General features: G+C 30.5%; 20 protein-coding genes. All 20 read right to left on the minus strand.

Features of this window, described 5'->3' with window-relative positions; translation table 11 throughout:
- Window positions 1-45: 45 nt before the first annotated feature.
- On the minus strand, window positions 46-447 hold the full coding sequence (locus tag CHB63_RS16680; RefSeq protein ID WP_089379628.1) for a hypothetical protein: 402 nt from the start codon (window positions 445-447) through the stop codon (window positions 46-48).
- Between the two features lie 21 nt (window positions 448-468).
- Window positions 469-1,515, minus strand: a complete 1,047-nt coding sequence (locus tag CHB63_RS16685) for a serine hydrolase domain-containing protein (protein WP_176420430.1) — start codon at window positions 1,513-1,515, stop codon at window positions 469-471.
- A 211-nt stretch (window positions 1,516-1,726) separates the two neighbouring features.
- On the minus strand, window positions 1,727-2,035 hold the full coding sequence (locus CHB63_RS16690; RefSeq protein WP_217898429.1) for a hypothetical protein: 309 nt from the start codon (window positions 2,033-2,035) through the stop codon (window positions 1,727-1,729).
- Window positions 2,032-2,376 carry a hypothetical protein gene (locus CHB63_RS16695; protein ID WP_141107331.1) on the minus strand — a complete coding sequence of 115 codons (345 nt, stop codon included), beginning with the start codon at window positions 2,374-2,376 and terminating at the stop codon, window positions 2,032-2,034. The genes CHB63_RS16690 and CHB63_RS16695 overlap by 4 nt, the downstream gene beginning before the upstream one ends.
- Before the next feature lie 2 nt (window positions 2,377-2,378).
- Window positions 2,379-3,878, minus strand: a complete 1,500-nt coding sequence (locus CHB63_RS16700; protein WP_089379631.1) for a serine hydrolase — start codon at window positions 3,876-3,878, stop codon at window positions 2,379-2,381.
- A 6-nt stretch (window positions 3,879-3,884) separates the two neighbouring features.
- Complete coding sequence (locus tag CHB63_RS16705; RefSeq protein ID WP_089379632.1) at window positions 3,885-5,249, minus strand: serine hydrolase domain-containing protein; 1,365 nt, start codon at window positions 5,247-5,249, stop codon at window positions 3,885-3,887.
- Window positions 5,250-5,476: 227 nt separating this feature from the next.
- Window positions 5,477-6,286, minus strand: coding sequence for a nuclear transport factor 2 family protein (locus CHB63_RS17380; protein ID WP_245857063.1), 810 nt, complete (start codon window positions 6,284-6,286; stop codon window positions 5,477-5,479).
- Between the two features lie 116 nt (window positions 6,287-6,402).
- On the minus strand, window positions 6,403-7,305 hold the full coding sequence (locus CHB63_RS16720) for a PD40 domain-containing protein (RefSeq protein WP_089379633.1): 903 nt from the start codon (window positions 7,303-7,305) through the stop codon (window positions 6,403-6,405).
- A 62-nt stretch (window positions 7,306-7,367) separates the two neighbouring features.
- Window positions 7,368-9,170, minus strand: coding sequence for a serine hydrolase domain-containing protein (locus tag CHB63_RS16725; RefSeq protein WP_089379634.1), 1,803 nt, complete (start codon window positions 9,168-9,170; stop codon window positions 7,368-7,370).
- A 100-nt stretch (window positions 9,171-9,270) separates the two neighbouring features.
- Window positions 9,271-10,524: an alpha/beta hydrolase-fold protein gene (locus tag CHB63_RS16730; protein WP_089379635.1), complete on the minus strand. Its 1,254-nt coding sequence runs from the start codon at window positions 10,522-10,524 to the stop codon at window positions 9,271-9,273.
- A 23-nt stretch (window positions 10,525-10,547) separates the two neighbouring features.
- The gene (locus CHB63_RS16735) at window positions 10,548-11,048 is read right to left on the minus strand and encodes a flavodoxin family protein (RefSeq protein ID WP_089379636.1); all 501 of its coding nucleotides are present in this window, start codon (window positions 11,046-11,048) and stop codon (window positions 10,548-10,550) included.
- Window positions 11,045-11,206 carry a hypothetical protein gene (locus CHB63_RS17240; RefSeq protein WP_176420432.1) on the minus strand — a complete coding sequence of 54 codons (162 nt, stop codon included), beginning with the start codon at window positions 11,204-11,206 and terminating at the stop codon, window positions 11,045-11,047. The genes CHB63_RS16735 and CHB63_RS17240 overlap by 4 nt, the downstream gene beginning before the upstream one ends.
- 133 nt (window positions 11,207-11,339) lie before the next feature.
- Window positions 11,340-11,807: a hypothetical protein gene (locus CHB63_RS16740; RefSeq protein ID WP_089379689.1), complete on the minus strand. Its 468-nt coding sequence runs from the start codon at window positions 11,805-11,807 to the stop codon at window positions 11,340-11,342.
- A 10-nt stretch (window positions 11,808-11,817) separates the two neighbouring features.
- A complete protein-coding gene (locus tag CHB63_RS16745; protein ID WP_089379637.1) occupies window positions 11,818-12,162 on the minus strand; it encodes a 5-carboxymethyl-2-hydroxymuconate Delta-isomerase in 345 nt (114 codons plus the stop codon).
- Between the two features lie 38 nt (window positions 12,163-12,200).
- On the minus strand, window positions 12,201-13,238 hold the full coding sequence (locus tag CHB63_RS16750; protein WP_089379638.1) for a DUF4405 domain-containing protein: 1,038 nt from the start codon (window positions 13,236-13,238) through the stop codon (window positions 12,201-12,203).
- A 17-nt stretch (window positions 13,239-13,255) separates the two neighbouring features.
- Entirely contained in the window at window positions 13,256-14,095 is an 840-nt protein-coding gene (locus CHB63_RS16755) for an SDR family oxidoreductase (protein WP_089379639.1), read from the minus strand.
- An 8-nt stretch (window positions 14,096-14,103) separates the two neighbouring features.
- Window positions 14,104-14,700: a carboxymuconolactone decarboxylase family protein gene (locus CHB63_RS16760; protein ID WP_089379640.1), complete on the minus strand. Its 597-nt coding sequence runs from the start codon at window positions 14,698-14,700 to the stop codon at window positions 14,104-14,106.
- 132 nt (window positions 14,701-14,832) lie between these two features.
- Window positions 14,833-15,324: an anthrone oxygenase family protein gene (locus CHB63_RS16765; RefSeq protein ID WP_089379641.1), complete on the minus strand. Its 492-nt coding sequence runs from the start codon at window positions 15,322-15,324 to the stop codon at window positions 14,833-14,835.
- Between the two features lie 4 nt (window positions 15,325-15,328).
- Window positions 15,329-15,730, minus strand: a complete 402-nt coding sequence (locus CHB63_RS16770; RefSeq protein ID WP_089379642.1) for a DUF5367 domain-containing protein — start codon at window positions 15,728-15,730, stop codon at window positions 15,329-15,331.
- Between the two features lie 91 nt (window positions 15,731-15,821).
- Window positions 15,822-16,676: a helix-turn-helix domain-containing protein gene (locus tag CHB63_RS16775; protein ID WP_089379643.1), complete on the minus strand. Its 855-nt coding sequence runs from the start codon at window positions 16,674-16,676 to the stop codon at window positions 15,822-15,824.
- Between the last annotated feature and the right edge of the window lie 406 nt (window positions 16,677-17,082).

Consider the following 17,082-nt stretch of genomic DNA (forward strand, 5'->3'; position numbering starts at 1 on the left):
ATAATGATTTTTTAAAATAAATTAACTGTGCTTTAATAATTATAACTAGCTGATTTTAGGCTTTTGCTTAGCGGCTATTAGGGTAAGTAATAGAAGTATAAATGCTATTCCAAAGCCTAACACGCCAATATTAATTCCTAACAATGTTTTCTCACTTCCATCCAGGTATTTCATTGAGCCTCCATAAAAATCTTGCAGTATATAAGCCAGTAAAAACCCACCTATGATGATCAAACTTAAAACAGTACTGATTTTGGTTTCATTTTTCACCCAAACCAACCATAAACAAAGTATACCTATAGCTGAATTGGTAATGAGCTGCCAAACTTCATGGATACGAACATGAGGTGTCCAATCTGGATTAAAAACATGCGTGTTGTTAATTTCTAGAAATGGAACAGTTACAGCATAAAGAATGATACTGAATGTGATTATTGATTTTTTCATTTTTAAATTTGTATTAAGTTTTTATTGTATAAGTTTATATAAATCCTCTTCAAATTTTTTATAGGTTTCTTCATACCTGTTATTACTTAAGATCACAAGAAATTCATTAGTCTCCGGTAAATATAATATCATTGTTTTAGCACCTCCCCAACTACCATTATGATACACCCATTTACCTTTGCTTTCGGTATCGTAAATAGCCACACCAAATCCATACTTTTTAGAAACTTCATCTGTAGAAAACATCAATTGTTTGCTTTCTTCAGTGATTAAAATGTTATTTCTTAACGCTTGTTTCCATTTTTCAAGATCCAGAATAGAAGTATAAATACCTGTGTCACCTATAATGGCTTTCATCCAATTTAGGTGCTTGTGGTTTTTATCTTCATTTGCTCTTTGATGTCTTTTTTTACGTTTGTTGTAGGTATGGCCAATGGCAACATTCTCGTCTTGCTCTAGATTATTGTCAACAGCGCTGACTTTTGAAGATTGCATTCCTGCTGGAGTAAAAATATATTCCTTTATATACTCTGCGTAGGATTGTTGACTTACTTTTTCAATAATTACACCTAATACAACATAACCTGTGTTATCATATTCATAACGGCCTCCTGGTTCAAAACTTAACTTCAAATTTAATTTATTTAAAAGATCAACTACATCTTGAGCGGTAGCCATTTTTTTTCGGTTCCAATGCTTCTTGTTATAAAATAACTTCTGATAGTCTGGAAGTCCTGATTGATGTCTTAGTAAATGTTCTACAGTAATATGCTGATATGGAAAATCAGGAATTATCTCTTGTACTTTAGTATTGTAACGAATCAATTGTTTTTCGACCAACTGAGTGATGGCTAGTGCCGTAAATTGTTTAGAACAAGACGCTAATTCAAATACTGTTGCCTCGTTAAGGGGTTTCCTAGATTCAAAGTCAATATATCCATAACTCCCGGTAAAAATGATGGAATCATTTTTAGAATATAACACATTACCATTAAATCCTTTTGATTGATGAACCTTTGCTAAACTATCTATACGTTGTGCTATTTGAGCATTCAAAACGTTCGACATTAGAGTGCTTAACATATAAATTCCTATTAGTAATTTAATTTTAAAATTCGTTTTATTATTTATTTTATCAATTGGATTTGTATCAAGGATATCAGTGAATATATTTAGTGATTTTTCCATAATGTTTAATCTTTTTGTATCGATATTCTGCTTCTTTTTTAATTTTTATAATTTGTTGTCTTATTTATATCATGATGCTTTTAAGCCTACATTAATTGCATTTGTACAATTTTTCAGTTGCCTTTTTAAGATCTGCCAAAGGTAAAAATTGATCTGTTATAGTTAAGATTGCATGTAAGTTATCTCGTAACCGATTTAATTTAATTTCGCCTGGTTTGATTGATGTTTGCAATAAATGAATAGACATATCAGCTAAAAGAAGGCGTTGTTTATCTAACCAAGCTTCATCTTCTTGTTTTGCTGGATGATTTAAGTAACTAGTTTCAACTTTACTGTGTAATTCCCAGCTAGTGTCAATTATTTTTTGTCGTTCTTCTTTAGTAATTGTTTTATATATCATTGTGATTCATCCCAATCTAATACAAGCTTTGGCATCTTTACAGCTTCATTGAGATTATAATTTTGAATTCTAGTGACTTCGCTTTTAAACCAATCTGAAAATTCACTTTTATCATTTTGAAATTTTTCAGAAAAACCCTGGCTATTAGCTTCTGTATAGACCATAACTTCGAAATCGTTTTCATTTTCTTTGAGATACCAACTCTCTTTGGTTACTCCAATTCTTTCATGCATTTTTGTAAACTCACAATTTCTAGTTGTATTAACCTCTTCAACAAACTTTAACCATTCTTGCACCATATCTTTTGAAAGCGGAAAACTGTAGACGTATTTTAACTTCATAATTAATTTTTAAGTGATTCTATTCTTTCTTGAGAATTCTTGCACCAATTACAATTATTTTCAGATTTTAATTCTAAAGCTTTACTAAAGGCCTTAATTGCATTTTCTTTCTGATTATATTCAAAATAAGCATCGCCAAGGGAATCATAAAGATTGCCATCATTTGGAAACAACTCTACATTTAATTTCAATAGTTCCAATCCCCAAGCTGGATTCCCCTCTTTTGCAATACGTTTGAAACCAATTCGGTTGAATACTGCTTTGTCATTGAATTTAGAACCTAAATTTTCATCTAAAAACGATACTAATTTACTTGCTTTATCAGTGTCATGAGTACTTATAAAATCATATACTAATTCGTATGACAATTTTGTTACAGGTTTTGGCGTAAAATTAGAGTCAAAAACCATGTTTCCAATATTCCAAGATACATCTTCAGAATCTCTATTTAGAATGGTGTTTGACAATACAATAACAACCAGATCATCTTCAACATACCTGATGAAATTGGCAAAATAAATACCGTTACTACCATTATGTGTTACTATTTTTGTTCCATTTTTACTTTTAAATATTGCCCATCCATAACCATAATGAGATGATCCTTCATCATTTTCTACAACATGTGGTGTTTCAATCATTTTTAATGACTTATTACTTAAAACTTTGTTATGTTGCAAAGCGAGGTGCCATTTATAAAGATCTTCTGTAGTTGAATAAATATCTCCCTTTCCAATACTATACCAATGGTTATTATTATAAGGAAGATGTTCCTGTGTTATTCCCCAATCCATCCAAACGCCATCTGTGTAATTAAAATAATACCCATGAGAAAGTTGCTCACTATTAAATGAGATACTTTTATAACCTGTCTTATTCATTGATAGAGGATCCCAAAAATTTTCTTTTAAAAAAGTAGTATAATCTTGTTTAGAGACTAACTCTATAATAGCCGCGAGCATGATATAATTTGCATTAGCATATTGATGATTTGTTCCAAGTGTTGATTGCAATTCTGCCTCAAAGAATTCTTTTAGAAACTGTTCCTTACTAGCTTCATCATATCTAAATCCGCCAGTTCTCGGTGAAACACCTGTTGTATGCGTTAGTAATTGATGAATAGTAATATCTTTTTTATCAATAGGGGCTTCATTGTAAAATAGACCAATTTTATCTGAAGTATTAAGTTTTCCTTGTTCAACCAATTTTAAAATAGCTGCAGCTGTAAATTGTTTAGTTACTGAACCAATATTGAAAATTGATGACGACGTATTGACAATTTTCTTCTTTCTATCAGACCAACCATAGCCTTTTGATAAAATAACATCTCCTTTTTTGGCAACTAGCACGGATGCTGAATAGCCATTGGCTACACTATTATTTAAATAGGTGTCAATTTTAGCTTTAAGTTCTTCAACACTTTGTTTTTCTTGACCATATAAAGTATATGTTCCAAATACAAATAGAATAATAAGGGCAATGGGAAAAAGATTTTTTTTCATGATTATTTAACTATTTTTATTCAAGTTATTCATTTTAATATAATTCCAAGTATTGCCACCTTGCTCAAAAACCATTTGTTTGCCATCAGCAGAAAAAGTGAATGATATAGACTCTGCGTACATTTGCTCTAAAACAAACCGATTTTCTCCTTTATAAATTAAAGGAGCCTTAAATTCGTTTTTTATAAAATTAATTAAAGTATTATTTTCTTGTATAAATACAGACTTATCGTTTGGATCATTTTGAGAAATATAAACACCAACAAATTTCTTCAACTCATTTTCTGATATTGCTACAGGTGCATCTCCTAGAAACAATTTTAGTATTTCAGTATATATTTCGTTAATATCAATTTTAGAACCGTTTGAAATTAATGTAAAAGATAATTTATCCTTAGAAAAATAAATTGAAGTAGCTCTGAATTCATCAATGCGTCCACGATGCCCAAATCCCTGTCTGTCATTAGTTGTATATCGAAAAAGCCCCATTCCATATCTGTCTTTTATAGTTTTCATTAATGTTAGGCTTTCTGTTGAGAGTACTTTCCCTGTAAGCAAGCCTTCAAAAAAACTATTTAGATTTTTTGGTGTTGATACAATTGAGCCAGTTCCTTTAGCGCTAGACAAATCTGTTTCAGGAAATTCATTCCATTTCTTATCATATTTGTATGAATATGATTCATTATCATTTATATTTATTCCTTTTCCTGAGTATGTATTGTTTAAGTTGAGTGGCTTGCAAATTTTCTCTTGCAAAAGGTTTTCATAAGAAGTGTTATACGTTTTCTCAAGAATTAGTGCTAATAAAAAGTAATTAGAATTACTATATTCTCCTTTACTATTTGGCTCAAAGTCGCTTTCATACTTAGAAATTTTAGATAACATTTCTGTAGATGATATATATTTAGTGCGATTGTCAAAAAACCATTTATCTTTTGTAAAACTGTGAATACCGCTTCTGTGTTGCAATAACTGAGCAATGGTTATCTTATTCGCGTTTTTTACATTGGTAAAATAGTACCCTATCGTTTTGTTTAAATCTAGCTTATTTTCTTCAATAGCCTTAAAAATTAACGTTGCTGTAAATGATTTAGTAACAGAACCTATACGATATTTGGTATCTGTACTCGCTTTCTTGTTTGTTTTAACATCACTAAATCCAACAGTATTTTCATATACAGTTTCTCCATTTTGAGATAGTATAATACTCCCCATAAATTCATCATTCTTATCATAAGCATCTAATAAGCTGTCGATTTTAACTTGATAAGTATCAGCTTTTTGCTTTATTGATTGAGTAGATTTTTTGTTTTGTGAACAAGAAGATAGTAGTGTTATGAATGCTACTATTATTAAAGTTGATTTTTTCATTTTTTGATTGACTTATAAATGTATGTCACAAATGTCTCTTAAAATACTTGAGATAATTTGTCTTAAATGGAATTAGATTTGTTCGAAAAGAATTTATACGACAAATTAAAGACAGATTGAAGTTAAAAATAAGGATATATGTCTTATTGATTATAAAAATGCACTAGAAGTAATTAAAAAACTACTCATAATTTTATTTTATCTATGAGAATTGTAAACAACTGGCTTTATTTGTCATAGTTTTTAGATGTAAAGGATTTATGAATTATTTTCCATTCATTTTTAATTTTCAATAACAATAAATAATCAATTGCTATCCTATTACGGTCAGGCATTAGAACTTGTACTTTGGCAAGACCTGCATTATTTTCATAATCTAATGATAAAATATTCCCTATTCGATTGTTTTTTTTGCCTTCTTTAAAATTTCCAATGTATTGCTTTCCTGGAATGATACTCAGGCTGTCATCTTTTATATAGTATAGATTAAAATCTTGGTGAAATGCCTTTTCTAATTTTATAGGTTCTCCATTTGCTGTTCCGTCAATGTAATTTGACAAGGTTTCTTTGATTTCTTTTAATCCCTTTTTTTCATTAGAAACTAAATCTTCTATTTTTTGATAATTTTTTAGGTTAATTATCTTATGTAATATTTTCCACTGCCCTTTTATTTTAAGAAGCAAAAGATAATCCGTCGCTATTCTTTTTGTGTCTGGAAAGTAAACTTCAACTTTTACAGAGGCCGCATCGTTTTCACAATCAATAGATATGATTCGTCCTATTCTGTTATATTTTTTTCCCTTTTCAATTCTTTCAATATAACCTTTGCCATCTATAACTCTTAACGTATCTTCCTGTATTAGGAAGAGATTAAAATCTTTATGAAATGCTTCTCTTACTTTGTCTGGATTACCATTTGCTGTGCCCTCTGTGTATTTCATCACAGTAGCGTTAATTTGCTCTACTTCTGTTTGTGCATTTAGTTTTAATACTAAAATAAAGTTAAGTGTAAGAAATATTATTAATGCTTTTTTCATGTTTTCTTCTTTTTGACATTGTACTGGTAATGGTCTGATTTATTTATAGCTAAGCTATTTGCACTTAAGACGATTTGCTAATCCTTTTATCTGTGTTGATGCATTTGCTATATGGATTATTGTTTAGACCTGAGCGTTTCAATAATCTGCGCATCCACCCAAAATATATCTATATCAGAATATGGATCATCAATTGTTGACGCAACAACTCTAACAAAGAAAAGGTATTTTCCGTCTGGCGTGACCTTTGCCCCCGCTTCATATGCATCTGTATTTATCTTATCACCCATGTTAATAGCAGTGCCCCATGAGCTATCTTGCTGTCGAAAACTTATATAGAGGTCTACATTACCAAATCCGCTGTCTTTTATGCCGTCCCAAATAATATAGGATTCATCTGGTGCGATGAAGGGGTGTGAATTCCTTGTTCCGCTGTTAATCTCTTTGCTGAATGGTCTTGGTGCTTCACGCTTGCCATTTACCAGCCGAGAATATCGAAGAATACCATCGTCGTCTGGACGCCTTTCGTCAAAAGCATAGGTTCCTTTCGATGAAGCAGAAAGGCTCATGATATCTATTTCTTCGAAAGAAGAGCCAAGGCTTTTTATCTCTGACCAGCCAGTGTCTGTACGCTCTTTATATCGCTTGCCCAAATGCATAGTCTTACCATCTGGTGAGAAGAAAGGGTAGAAAGTCTGGGCGTCTCTTCCCAAAATGACTGTCTCAAGCCATCGATTATTTTTTTGTTTATAAATGACAGATTCAATTTTTTTATTATCCTGTCGCATTCTAATAAAATAAAACTCATCCATATCGGGTGAAAAAACGCCACCATCCTCAAGACCCTTTGTTGTAACAATGCCAGGGGCAAAAGGTTCTGGGGTTAAGCCCGGTGGCTTTTGACCGAGATAAGATCCTTCTAAGGTAGGATGGCTAGCATCGTTTTTAATTATTTCTTGAGCAAAGACAGTGTTTTGCGATATAGCACAAGCCAATATTAATAATTTCGTTGTTTTCATGTACTTCAATTTTTGTTGATTTTAAATTAAATGTGTTTTTTGATGTTTTGCAATTATTAATTTTAAGACCATAACCTAAAAGGAATTAGATTCCAAAATAATAAAACTATTGCCCATTGCAAGGCAAATAATACTCCTAGAACATCTATTAATGATGGTTTATTTTTCCTAATTTTCATAAGCCCAAAAATCATTGCTATTGGAAATATTCCAGTGACGACTGCCAATAATATATTTGCGAATGTTAAGTCTCCTAAGTTTAGAAAAGACTGATTTATAAGAAAAGGAAATGGTAAAAAGAGTAAAATAATGGAAACAAAAGGAACAAATAAAGCTTGATTACCAGCAAATAACTTCTTTTTAACCAACAAATAAAAACCTCTGATAACGATAGTTATAATACCCATAAGACCTAGGGTTAGGCTTAACCACATTAGTCCAAGATAAAATACATTTACTTTTTCGTAAGTTGCTAACCCATCACTAATTAACTGAGTATTATTTTTTTGATACAAAACATGGGAGTCTCTAAGCCTGTCCTCTTTTCTAAACAAGTTTTCACCAACTGGTAAAAGAGAATAACTATCGCTTTGAATTGATTTAACAATTAGCTTATTATCCATTTTAATTACTTTAATTGAGTTAAAAAGTAAATCTAAATAAGCAAACTTCTCAAATCGAATAGGGTTTAATTTATAGAAGCCTTCATACTTTTCTATCTTCCTAGGTAAACTGTCATTTGCATTTGTTTTTTCTATTTTTTCGATTCCTAAGTGTTCGATAAACACTTCGTTAAACTTTTGATAATTTGCAGTTTCGCTATCGGTATTGAAACTGATAAAAAACGCATTATTCTCTTCAGGAAATAGATAAAATGTAGATCTAAAACCAATGGTATTACCACGGTGAAAATAACCTGTGACTCCATATCTGTCTCTATAGCTAAGCCCAAATTGATAACCTGTATTTAGTCCATTTATATTTGATTCTGTTGATTCAGGCTTCCCCATTTGATTTAACAATTCCTTTTTTATAAACGGCTCTCCATTTATCATACCATCACTCATTAAAAACTTTGCAAGAAAAGCCATATCATTTGCCGTGGTAGTAAACTGTCCTGCAGGTCTTAAATACATTGGAAGGTTTTCTTGAATAGTTCCAGCATCAAAATGTCCCATAGCCAAGTTTTGGTCTGCATTTTTACCTTTTTGGGTTACAAATTGAAAAGTACTGTTATTCATACCTAAAGGATTTAAAAGATTGGCATCTAAATATTTTTCATACGATTCATGAGTAACTTTTTCAATAATTAAACCCAACATAGCGTAGCCCATATTGGAATAGGAAAAACGTGAACTAGGAATAGTTCGGATTCTCAATACAGAAGGGTCTTTTAAAAAGACTGATTCAAGAGGCGTGTCTGAAAAAGGTTTTGTGCTAAATATTTGCCAAAGTCTTGCGTCTTCCAAGCCAGAAGTATGATTTAATAAATCTCTTACCGTAACAGGATTCGTTTTCTCCCAAGGGTTATCGAAAATAATATTGGGTAAAATTTTATTAATTGGTGAATAAATATCCAACTTGTCTTGACTTGACAACCGAAGAATCCCTGTAGCAATAAGCACTTTTGCAACAGAACCAACTTGCACACTATTTTTGCTATTCATTAATTCCTTTGAATTAGCATTTTTTAACCCTAGAGCTCCTGTAGTAATTGTACTATCTGAAAACATAGACCACACAGCTCCTGTTAGATTTTCACTTTGAAGTACCTCTTGTAATTCTTTGTCCAGCATTTTGTTTTGCTGTGCACATAATTTTAGAGATAAAAATAAAACAAAAACTATGTAGAAATATTTATGCATTTGATCGATTTACTTTTATGATAGTTATAATTTTTAATTCTTGTAAAGTATTAGAATGCCTTTACCCATATTCTATTCTTATGAAATATTTTATTGATTATTACTTATGTTTTTTAATTTTAAGCATTTTTAGTTCTTTATCTAACCCCTCTATAGCTTTTTGATATTCATTCAAATTAGCATGCATATCATCTAACTCTACCAAGTTAATAGCTTTTTCGTAAGATTTTTTAGCTGCTCTAATTTTATTATTCACTTTTTGTGCACGACCTAGATATGAATATGCTAAGTGTGATTTAGAATATAATTCTGTCCAATATTGGTATAATTCAATAGCTTCATCAACTCTTTTCTGCCTTAAAAGACTACTTCCAATATTTTTAATACAACTCATGCTATATAATCTATCCATAGTTGGATAGATTATAAATTTATACTCATCTGAAAGTTCTTTATAAAATTTATTAATGTTTTCTTTTGCATTACCTGATTGAGAAATTAAATCTTGGTAATTAACAATCCATTTCTTTTTTGGAAAAATAAAATCAAAGGCAGAAATAAGCCCAGGCAATGCAACATCTGTATGGCCTTCGCCTTGAATTATTTCAGCTTTTGTTTTAAATTTATTAGAGTTTAACTTTGATAGCCTTTGATTGAAATTATTGACATTGTCTTCAATATCTGGTTGATCTTCTAAATCTTTCTCTCCTGAAACTATGTAGAGAAACATACTGCTGGAAGTGTTTTTGGCAGAGGTCTTTTCAATATCGTCAATAAGAGATCTCCCTTTTAAATAACCATCTCCAATAATATTACCAGAAGCTAGTGCAATATATGCTTGAAAAAGATCTTGATTTTTAGAAAACGTATGTAGCGTAAATACAGACGAAGGGGAGAAGCCAATTAATGTTTTGAAATTTGCTAGTCTATATCTATTCTCTAATTCAGGTAGTAACTCATCGCTCAAAAATTGTGTTAACTCATCTTGATGATCTCCATAACCATAATTTCGGTTCTTTATATTATCATAAAGATTAGGAGAATAGTATGCTCTATGTCTATTCCCTTCTACAATTGTTACAACAATAGATTCTGGCATTCTTGAGGTTGCACTTAACTGATTTACCAAAGCTGTAGTAGTAGAAAATAGCAGCTGATTGTCTAAAACAACAATTACAGGATAAGATTTAGTTGAGTGGTTATACCCATTAGGTAATGCTACTTTTATTGTTCTAGTTTCATCTAGTGATTTAGATTCAATATCAAAGGAATCAATTCTGTTTTGTGCCTTTATTTCAAAAGTACTGGCATGAATAGCTATCAACAAGATTAAAAAGAAAAATATTTTTTTCATTTTGTGTTTGCATTGTGTTAAAATTATTTTACTTTTTTTGAAAAATCTTTAATTAATTCCAATACTGAATTTGATGGATCATTTTCCTCAATCCAAGTATGAATATGTCCAAAATAATTCATTCCAAGGTATCCAGCGCTTTTTTCAAAAGGAATGAAGAAGCCTTCATGTTCAGCGCTATCCGATCCACAACTAATTGCAGCCATGTTTTTTCCGCGAAGTCTATAACCTATTTCCTTCTCTGTTTTTAGACACTCTATTATTCTATCAAAAAAAGTTTTCATGGTGCCACTCATGGCGTACCAGTACACTGGCGTCGCAAATATGATTAAATCATATTCTACAATTTTTTTAATAGTAGACATAAAATCATCATTCTGATTTCCGTTTTCATAATCATATTGATGAATATCCAATTCGCTTAAATTGATTAAATCACATTCTAAATGGTTTTGTAAAATTTGAACAATTTTATTAGTATTGCCATTATTCCTAGAACTCCCCTGAACTATTATTCTTCTCATTTTCTTGTTTTTATTATATTTTGGCGAGCAGCTCCAAGGACTAAACCAACGCCAGCTCCTAAAGACAATCCAATTTCAATATTATTTGTCACGATTCCAATGCAAAGTCCAATTCCTGCTCCAAAAAACAGACCTAATGTTATATGCTTATTTTTCATATTATATGCTTTTAATTATTAATAAATTCCTGTACAAAGATGACGTATAAAACGTGATTTTATTAGTTCGAAAAGCAGTACAATTTGTTCTAAAAGAATTTTACTCTCTATTATGAAATCATCTTTTTAAATTCTACCAATATTCGAAAATTTTAGAAATCCTACCTTTTCTAAACTCAATAAGAGTCATATTAATTTCTCCTTCTACAGTTTTATCATTCACCTTTTTAATAAATCGCTTATTAACCGCAATTGCATTAAGTCCAACTATCTTGTTAATTATTTGAATATCTATAACTTTACCATTATAGGATCCTTTTTCTTGATTTCGTTTATATCCGGTATATAGATTTTCTCTTGTATAAACTCCTCCATATTTTGGGTGAACATATATAAACTCCTCTGTAAATAAGCTAAAGATATTATCAATATCATCTATGTTTGACCCTGATTGAAAAACTTTAAGATTCAATTCATAATATTTTTCTAGTACAACATTTAACGAGTCTTTGTGAGTCATCTTAATTTCTTGGGCATTAATTTTTCCAATTAAGAAAAAAATAAATAAAATTGAGAGTAGATTAGTTACTGTTTTTTTCATCATTGCTATTTTAGACCATTGATTTATTACAATACGTTGCGTTTTCAAAATCTCGTATATTCATTGATATAATTGGAACCTTTGGAAAAATTCTTTTTAGTTCTGAAATAATACTTCTTGACAACCTATTTTTTTGTTCACTAGTTCTACCTTCCATGATATTGGCAAAAATGTGAATGAAATCGTCTTTACTGTTTCCAATATTATAAAATTTAAAGGGATTAATCCTCACTTTAATATCTCCTTTATCAAATAAATTTGTTGCTTCTGCTGTATCATATACTTTTTGCATAATCTCGTTTGGAGATTTTAGTGAAATAATATTTTCTGAGCAGTCTATTACAAAATGTGGCATAACTATTTGTTTAATATTTGGTTGATAAAAACGTATTACTAATTTATTAAATTGTTAATTGATAAAATTATTCGGTCTGCTATTTGTTTTGCTGATGTAACCTTAGATAAGTCTTCATATAACTCTCCATTTTGCCCTGAATAGTGACCATGACCAATAAGCTGCATGATCTTATAAGTTTTTGCATCAAAATCGTTAGGGGATATTTCTGCAGAATAAATTAATGATGGTTGTCCTACTTGCCCAGAGCCAGAATAAATCTTATCCTGAGGGAATTTATCCTTTGTGTAATATTCATTCCAATCGTAAGATTGATTTAATTCAACTATTATTTTATAATTACCTTTGTCTATTTTACTCTTTGAATTAATGATAAAATTACCCGTTGGTGTTGCCCCTGAATATGCATCTATATCGCTAGAGTTTCCTAATGGCATATAAAGTCCATCTTCGGCTTTAATGCCACGCTTGTGCGACCAATAAGGTAGAGCCTCAGGTCTTCTTACTGTAGCTGATTCCCATTTGCCTTCTTTTTTCTTTCCAAAATCAAATGTACTGGAAGAAATGACTCTTGAAATGTATAAAGTTTGAATATAGTTTCCATTAATGTCTTCTATCCAAATTGCAAACAATGGATATTGAAACGCACTTCCTTTTTTCAATTCAACACTAACAAGTTTACCTCCTGCGGATTTCTTTAAATCTATAACCTGATAATCAAAATTTACCTCTTTCTTACCAAGTTGTTCATTACGAATTTGATTACCAAAAGCATATAACCTATTTAATAGCGGAAGTTCAAAATAAACACCTAGCGTTAATATAATTGCTACAAATACTATTAGTGGACTTTGCAATTTTTTAAACTTTGATAATCGCTTACCAATAATGTAGTTTCTTAAAGGTAATTTATTATTGACAATATGAAAAACCATTGCCAACATAAACAACAAAGCAAAAAATGTGTGTAATGATGCTATATTTTTTTTAAAAGGCAAAAAATACATTAAGATACCTGATCCTATTAAAACCAATAATAAAATCAATAAAATATTACCTATTAGACGTCTATTCATTTCAAACAGTTTAAATATTAGTTAGCATCAACTTTGGGGGTCCAAACACCAAATCGAGCATTTTCTTTTACATACTCTGCGAAATCTTTAGGTTTTCTACCTAACACTTTTTCAATGTCGTTGGTAATTTCAGAATTGTCAGGATTACCTAGAACTTCAGAAAATAGATATTCTATTAACCAAATAAAATTATCAGGCACGCCTTGTTGCTTCATTACACGTACATAGGCAGGTAAAGTAATTGGCGTAAAAGCAATTTCTCTCTCTGTTACTTCCGAAATTTCTTGAATAACTTCTCTAAAAGTTAACAATCTAGGTCCTGTAAGTTGATAGATTTTACCATTATGTTCTTTATTCAATAAAGTTGTTACTACTACATCTGCAATATCATCTGTATCTACATAAGGAACTTTTGCTTCCGCTTGTGGAAGAGCTATAAAACCCTCTAAAATTGGTTCTAAGAAAAAACTTTCACTAAAGTTTTGATTAAACCAACTAGCTCTAACAATGGTATAGTCTAATCCTGAATGAATAACAACTTGCTCACAAAGCTCAGCTTCTCTTTCACCTTTTCCTGAAAGTAACACTAATTTTTTTACTCTACATCGTTTTGCTTGTTTTGTTAAATCTTCTATTGCTTGTAATGCCCCAGGAACCGCTAAATCTGGTTGAAACGTAATATACACTTTATCCATGTCTTGCATAGCTTCATTCCAAGTTTCAGAGTTATCCCAATCAAATGAAGGCGATGCTGATCGAGAGCCAATTCTAACGTTGTGTCCAGCCTCTATTAATTTACTTGCTACTTTGCGGCCTGTTTTTCCAGTTCCGCCGATTACTAAAATATTTTCTTTCATGATTTTAATTATTTATTAAAAGTTTTTATTTTTTTTAGATTACTCTTTTTTATTTGGTTTTTAATTAATCCTATAAACCAAGGAACACTATATCCTTTTTTATGTAGATGTTGTCCTCCAAATTGATAGATAGCTTTATTTCCTCTTACACCATGACCATCAAGTAATCTATTGTAAAAATTAAAGAGACATCCAATCAAAATAGCATCATAAAGATCATCTTCAAACCATCCAGCTATTAAAACCAAATCTACATCTCGCTGTACTATTTCACTTGGACTTAAAGTGAGTTTTTTTAAATATTTAAAAATTGGTTTTAATTTATTTTCTACGGGAGCTGTTTCAATATTATCGATTAGTTTTTCAATAATCTTTGGATTTGCACCAAATTGCTGTGCAACAATCTTATGAGAACCAAAGCAAAAACTACAAGCATTTAGTCCTGAAACATATGCTGCCATCATCTCCTTTTCTACTGAAGTAAAAGTTGATTTCCCTCTCATTATTCGTTGGGAAACTTTATCCATTGGACCAAGTCTTTTTCGGTCGTTAAAAGTGATATCTGTAATGTCAGATAAATCATCTAAATGTTTAAAAAAAGGCATATTATTTTGTTTTATTTATTCCTAAAATTTTATTGAATTTTTTTACTTCACATCTATAAAATTTTGATAATTTATTTTTTAGTTTTTGATGTTTTGCTATTGTAATTTTCATAAGTTTAATTTGTTTACAGATTAATTCTTTATTAATGCAGTTATAATTAGTAATAAAAATGAAATAGTGGAAGCAACAGTTCTAATTAAATGTAAGCGATTCCATTTATCTTCAAACTTATCTCGTAGTTGTTTTAATTCTTCTATACTAGCAGCACCTAAATCAGTTTTATCTAGTATTTCATTTAATGGTACGTTACCAAAAATTGTGATGAGTAGTACACCAAAAAAGTAAACGGCTGTAGCAGCTATTAATAACCACATAATGTTTGTAGCACCTTTAAAAAAACACAAATTGATTAGGTTTAATAGAAAAGGTCCAAAAAACACTATTAAAAATAACGGATTAATAATAGCCCTATTCATTTTTTGAAATGCTTGTAAAAACCCAATATTGTCTAATCTACCTATTCCAGGTGTAATAGCATTAGACCAAGTAAAGCATAATCCAGCGGATAAACCTGTTAATGCAATTAAGGTTGTCAATAATAAATTTTGAATTGTTACCTCCATGATTCTACTTATTTGATTTGTTGATAACAGAGTGCACTCGGGCGTACCAGTAAAGTACTGCAACTGCTAAAAATTCAAATGCGATAATCCAAAACTCTGCTGCCGTAAAAAATTGGTAATAACTTCCTCCGTTTGGAATCTCAAATAAAGGAACTGTAATCAGAGCGTCTAAAGTTACACTCGTTAGTAACATTGTTTGCCCAACCTTCATTCCATGTGTACGATTGTCTTTTTTATAATAGTAATAACACCCTATCCAAACTAGTGGAATAACTACAATAAAGAGAACTATGTTTGCTTGTGTATATGCATCTTTTAAAATTGGTACATAATATGAGCTTGAATAAAAGAATACTGCGATAATCCAAATAATTATACCTATTAAAATTGCTCGTTTTGTTTTCATGTCTTTACAAGTTTAAATTATAAGACAAAATTATCGCAACTCTAAAAGAGTGACTTATCTGAAAAGAATTATGATTTGTTCGAAAAGGAGTTTACTTAATTTGACTAGGTCTGTAACCAAACTTTTTTTCAAAGGCATTTGAAAATGAACTAAGACTATCATATCCTACGTGCCAAGCTGCTTCTTGAACTGTTGATTCCTGATTTCTAATCATTTTGTGAGCTAAAGTAAGGCGTTCGTTTTGAAGGTATTTAAAGACAGGTACACCAAAAAACTCTTTAAAGTCCTTTTTTAATTTAAACGTATTTAATCCAATTTGTCGAGATATTTCATTAAGAGAAGGTGGATTATCCAAGTTATTCAATAAAATGTCTTTGGCTTTATTTAGCTTTTCGCGTTCTGAGGTTTTAATCTTTTCAGTTTTCAAGTTTGCTAGTTGACCAAAAAAATGAGAAAGCAACGCCGTAATTTGACTTCTAAAGAACATCATTTTTGTTTTACCTTCATACTGAATGTTAAATAATGAGTCTACAATTAATTGCATTTCAGGTGTCATAATAAAACTTGGCCCTTCCACATAATGATCTGAAGGGTTAACTAATTGATTAAGCATTTCACCAAATAACTCTCCTTCTTGGTTAGGAAGGTTGTCTATTATATTTGCAGATGTTGCAATTACTATACATTCTAATGGTTTTAAGGTAGATACCGTATGGATGAATTCTACTTTTTCATCCGCATAAAATGAAAGAGCTAGGCCTTTGGTGTATTGAAAGGCTTTTTCCTTTTCTCCATATTTGACAGTTAAATCAACATTTCCAGAGCCATAAAATGCCACTGCAATTATAGGTTCATCAAAGAAACAAGAATCAACTGATGGAATATCCGAACTACCTGTTTCTACTAGAATTGTGAAATCATTTATATCAATTATATCTCTAGTCATAAATAAATAACAAAATTACAAAATTTTTTTATACTAAATTTCTCTTGTGACCATTGGAAATATGTAATAATCCGCTGTGAAGTTCATATCTAAGCGCTTGTTTGAACAAAAATGTAACTGCAAAATAGATTTGAGAAATAGATATAATTGGTCGTTGGGGTATTTCTGTTTGATTCTAAAAGCAATATATTATGTAGTCTAGTTGGATGATGGACCATTAAAAAAATACAATTACAAGTTTTTTGAGCATAGAAATTCAAACTAGATTTTCTTGTTTAGATAGTCATCTTTAGCATTTCATTGAGGTAAATCAGCAGAATATTTATCCTAGTCAGATTGTACCCATTTATTAACTTTTTTAGTTTTAGTTGAGCGAGATCTATTTAGAATTCGGGGAATGTAAGCT

This window comes from Lutibacter flavus (assembly GCF_900188355.1).
In the GTDB taxonomy this organism is placed as follows: Bacteria; Bacteroidota; Bacteroidia; order Flavobacteriales; family Flavobacteriaceae; genus Lutibacter; species Lutibacter flavus.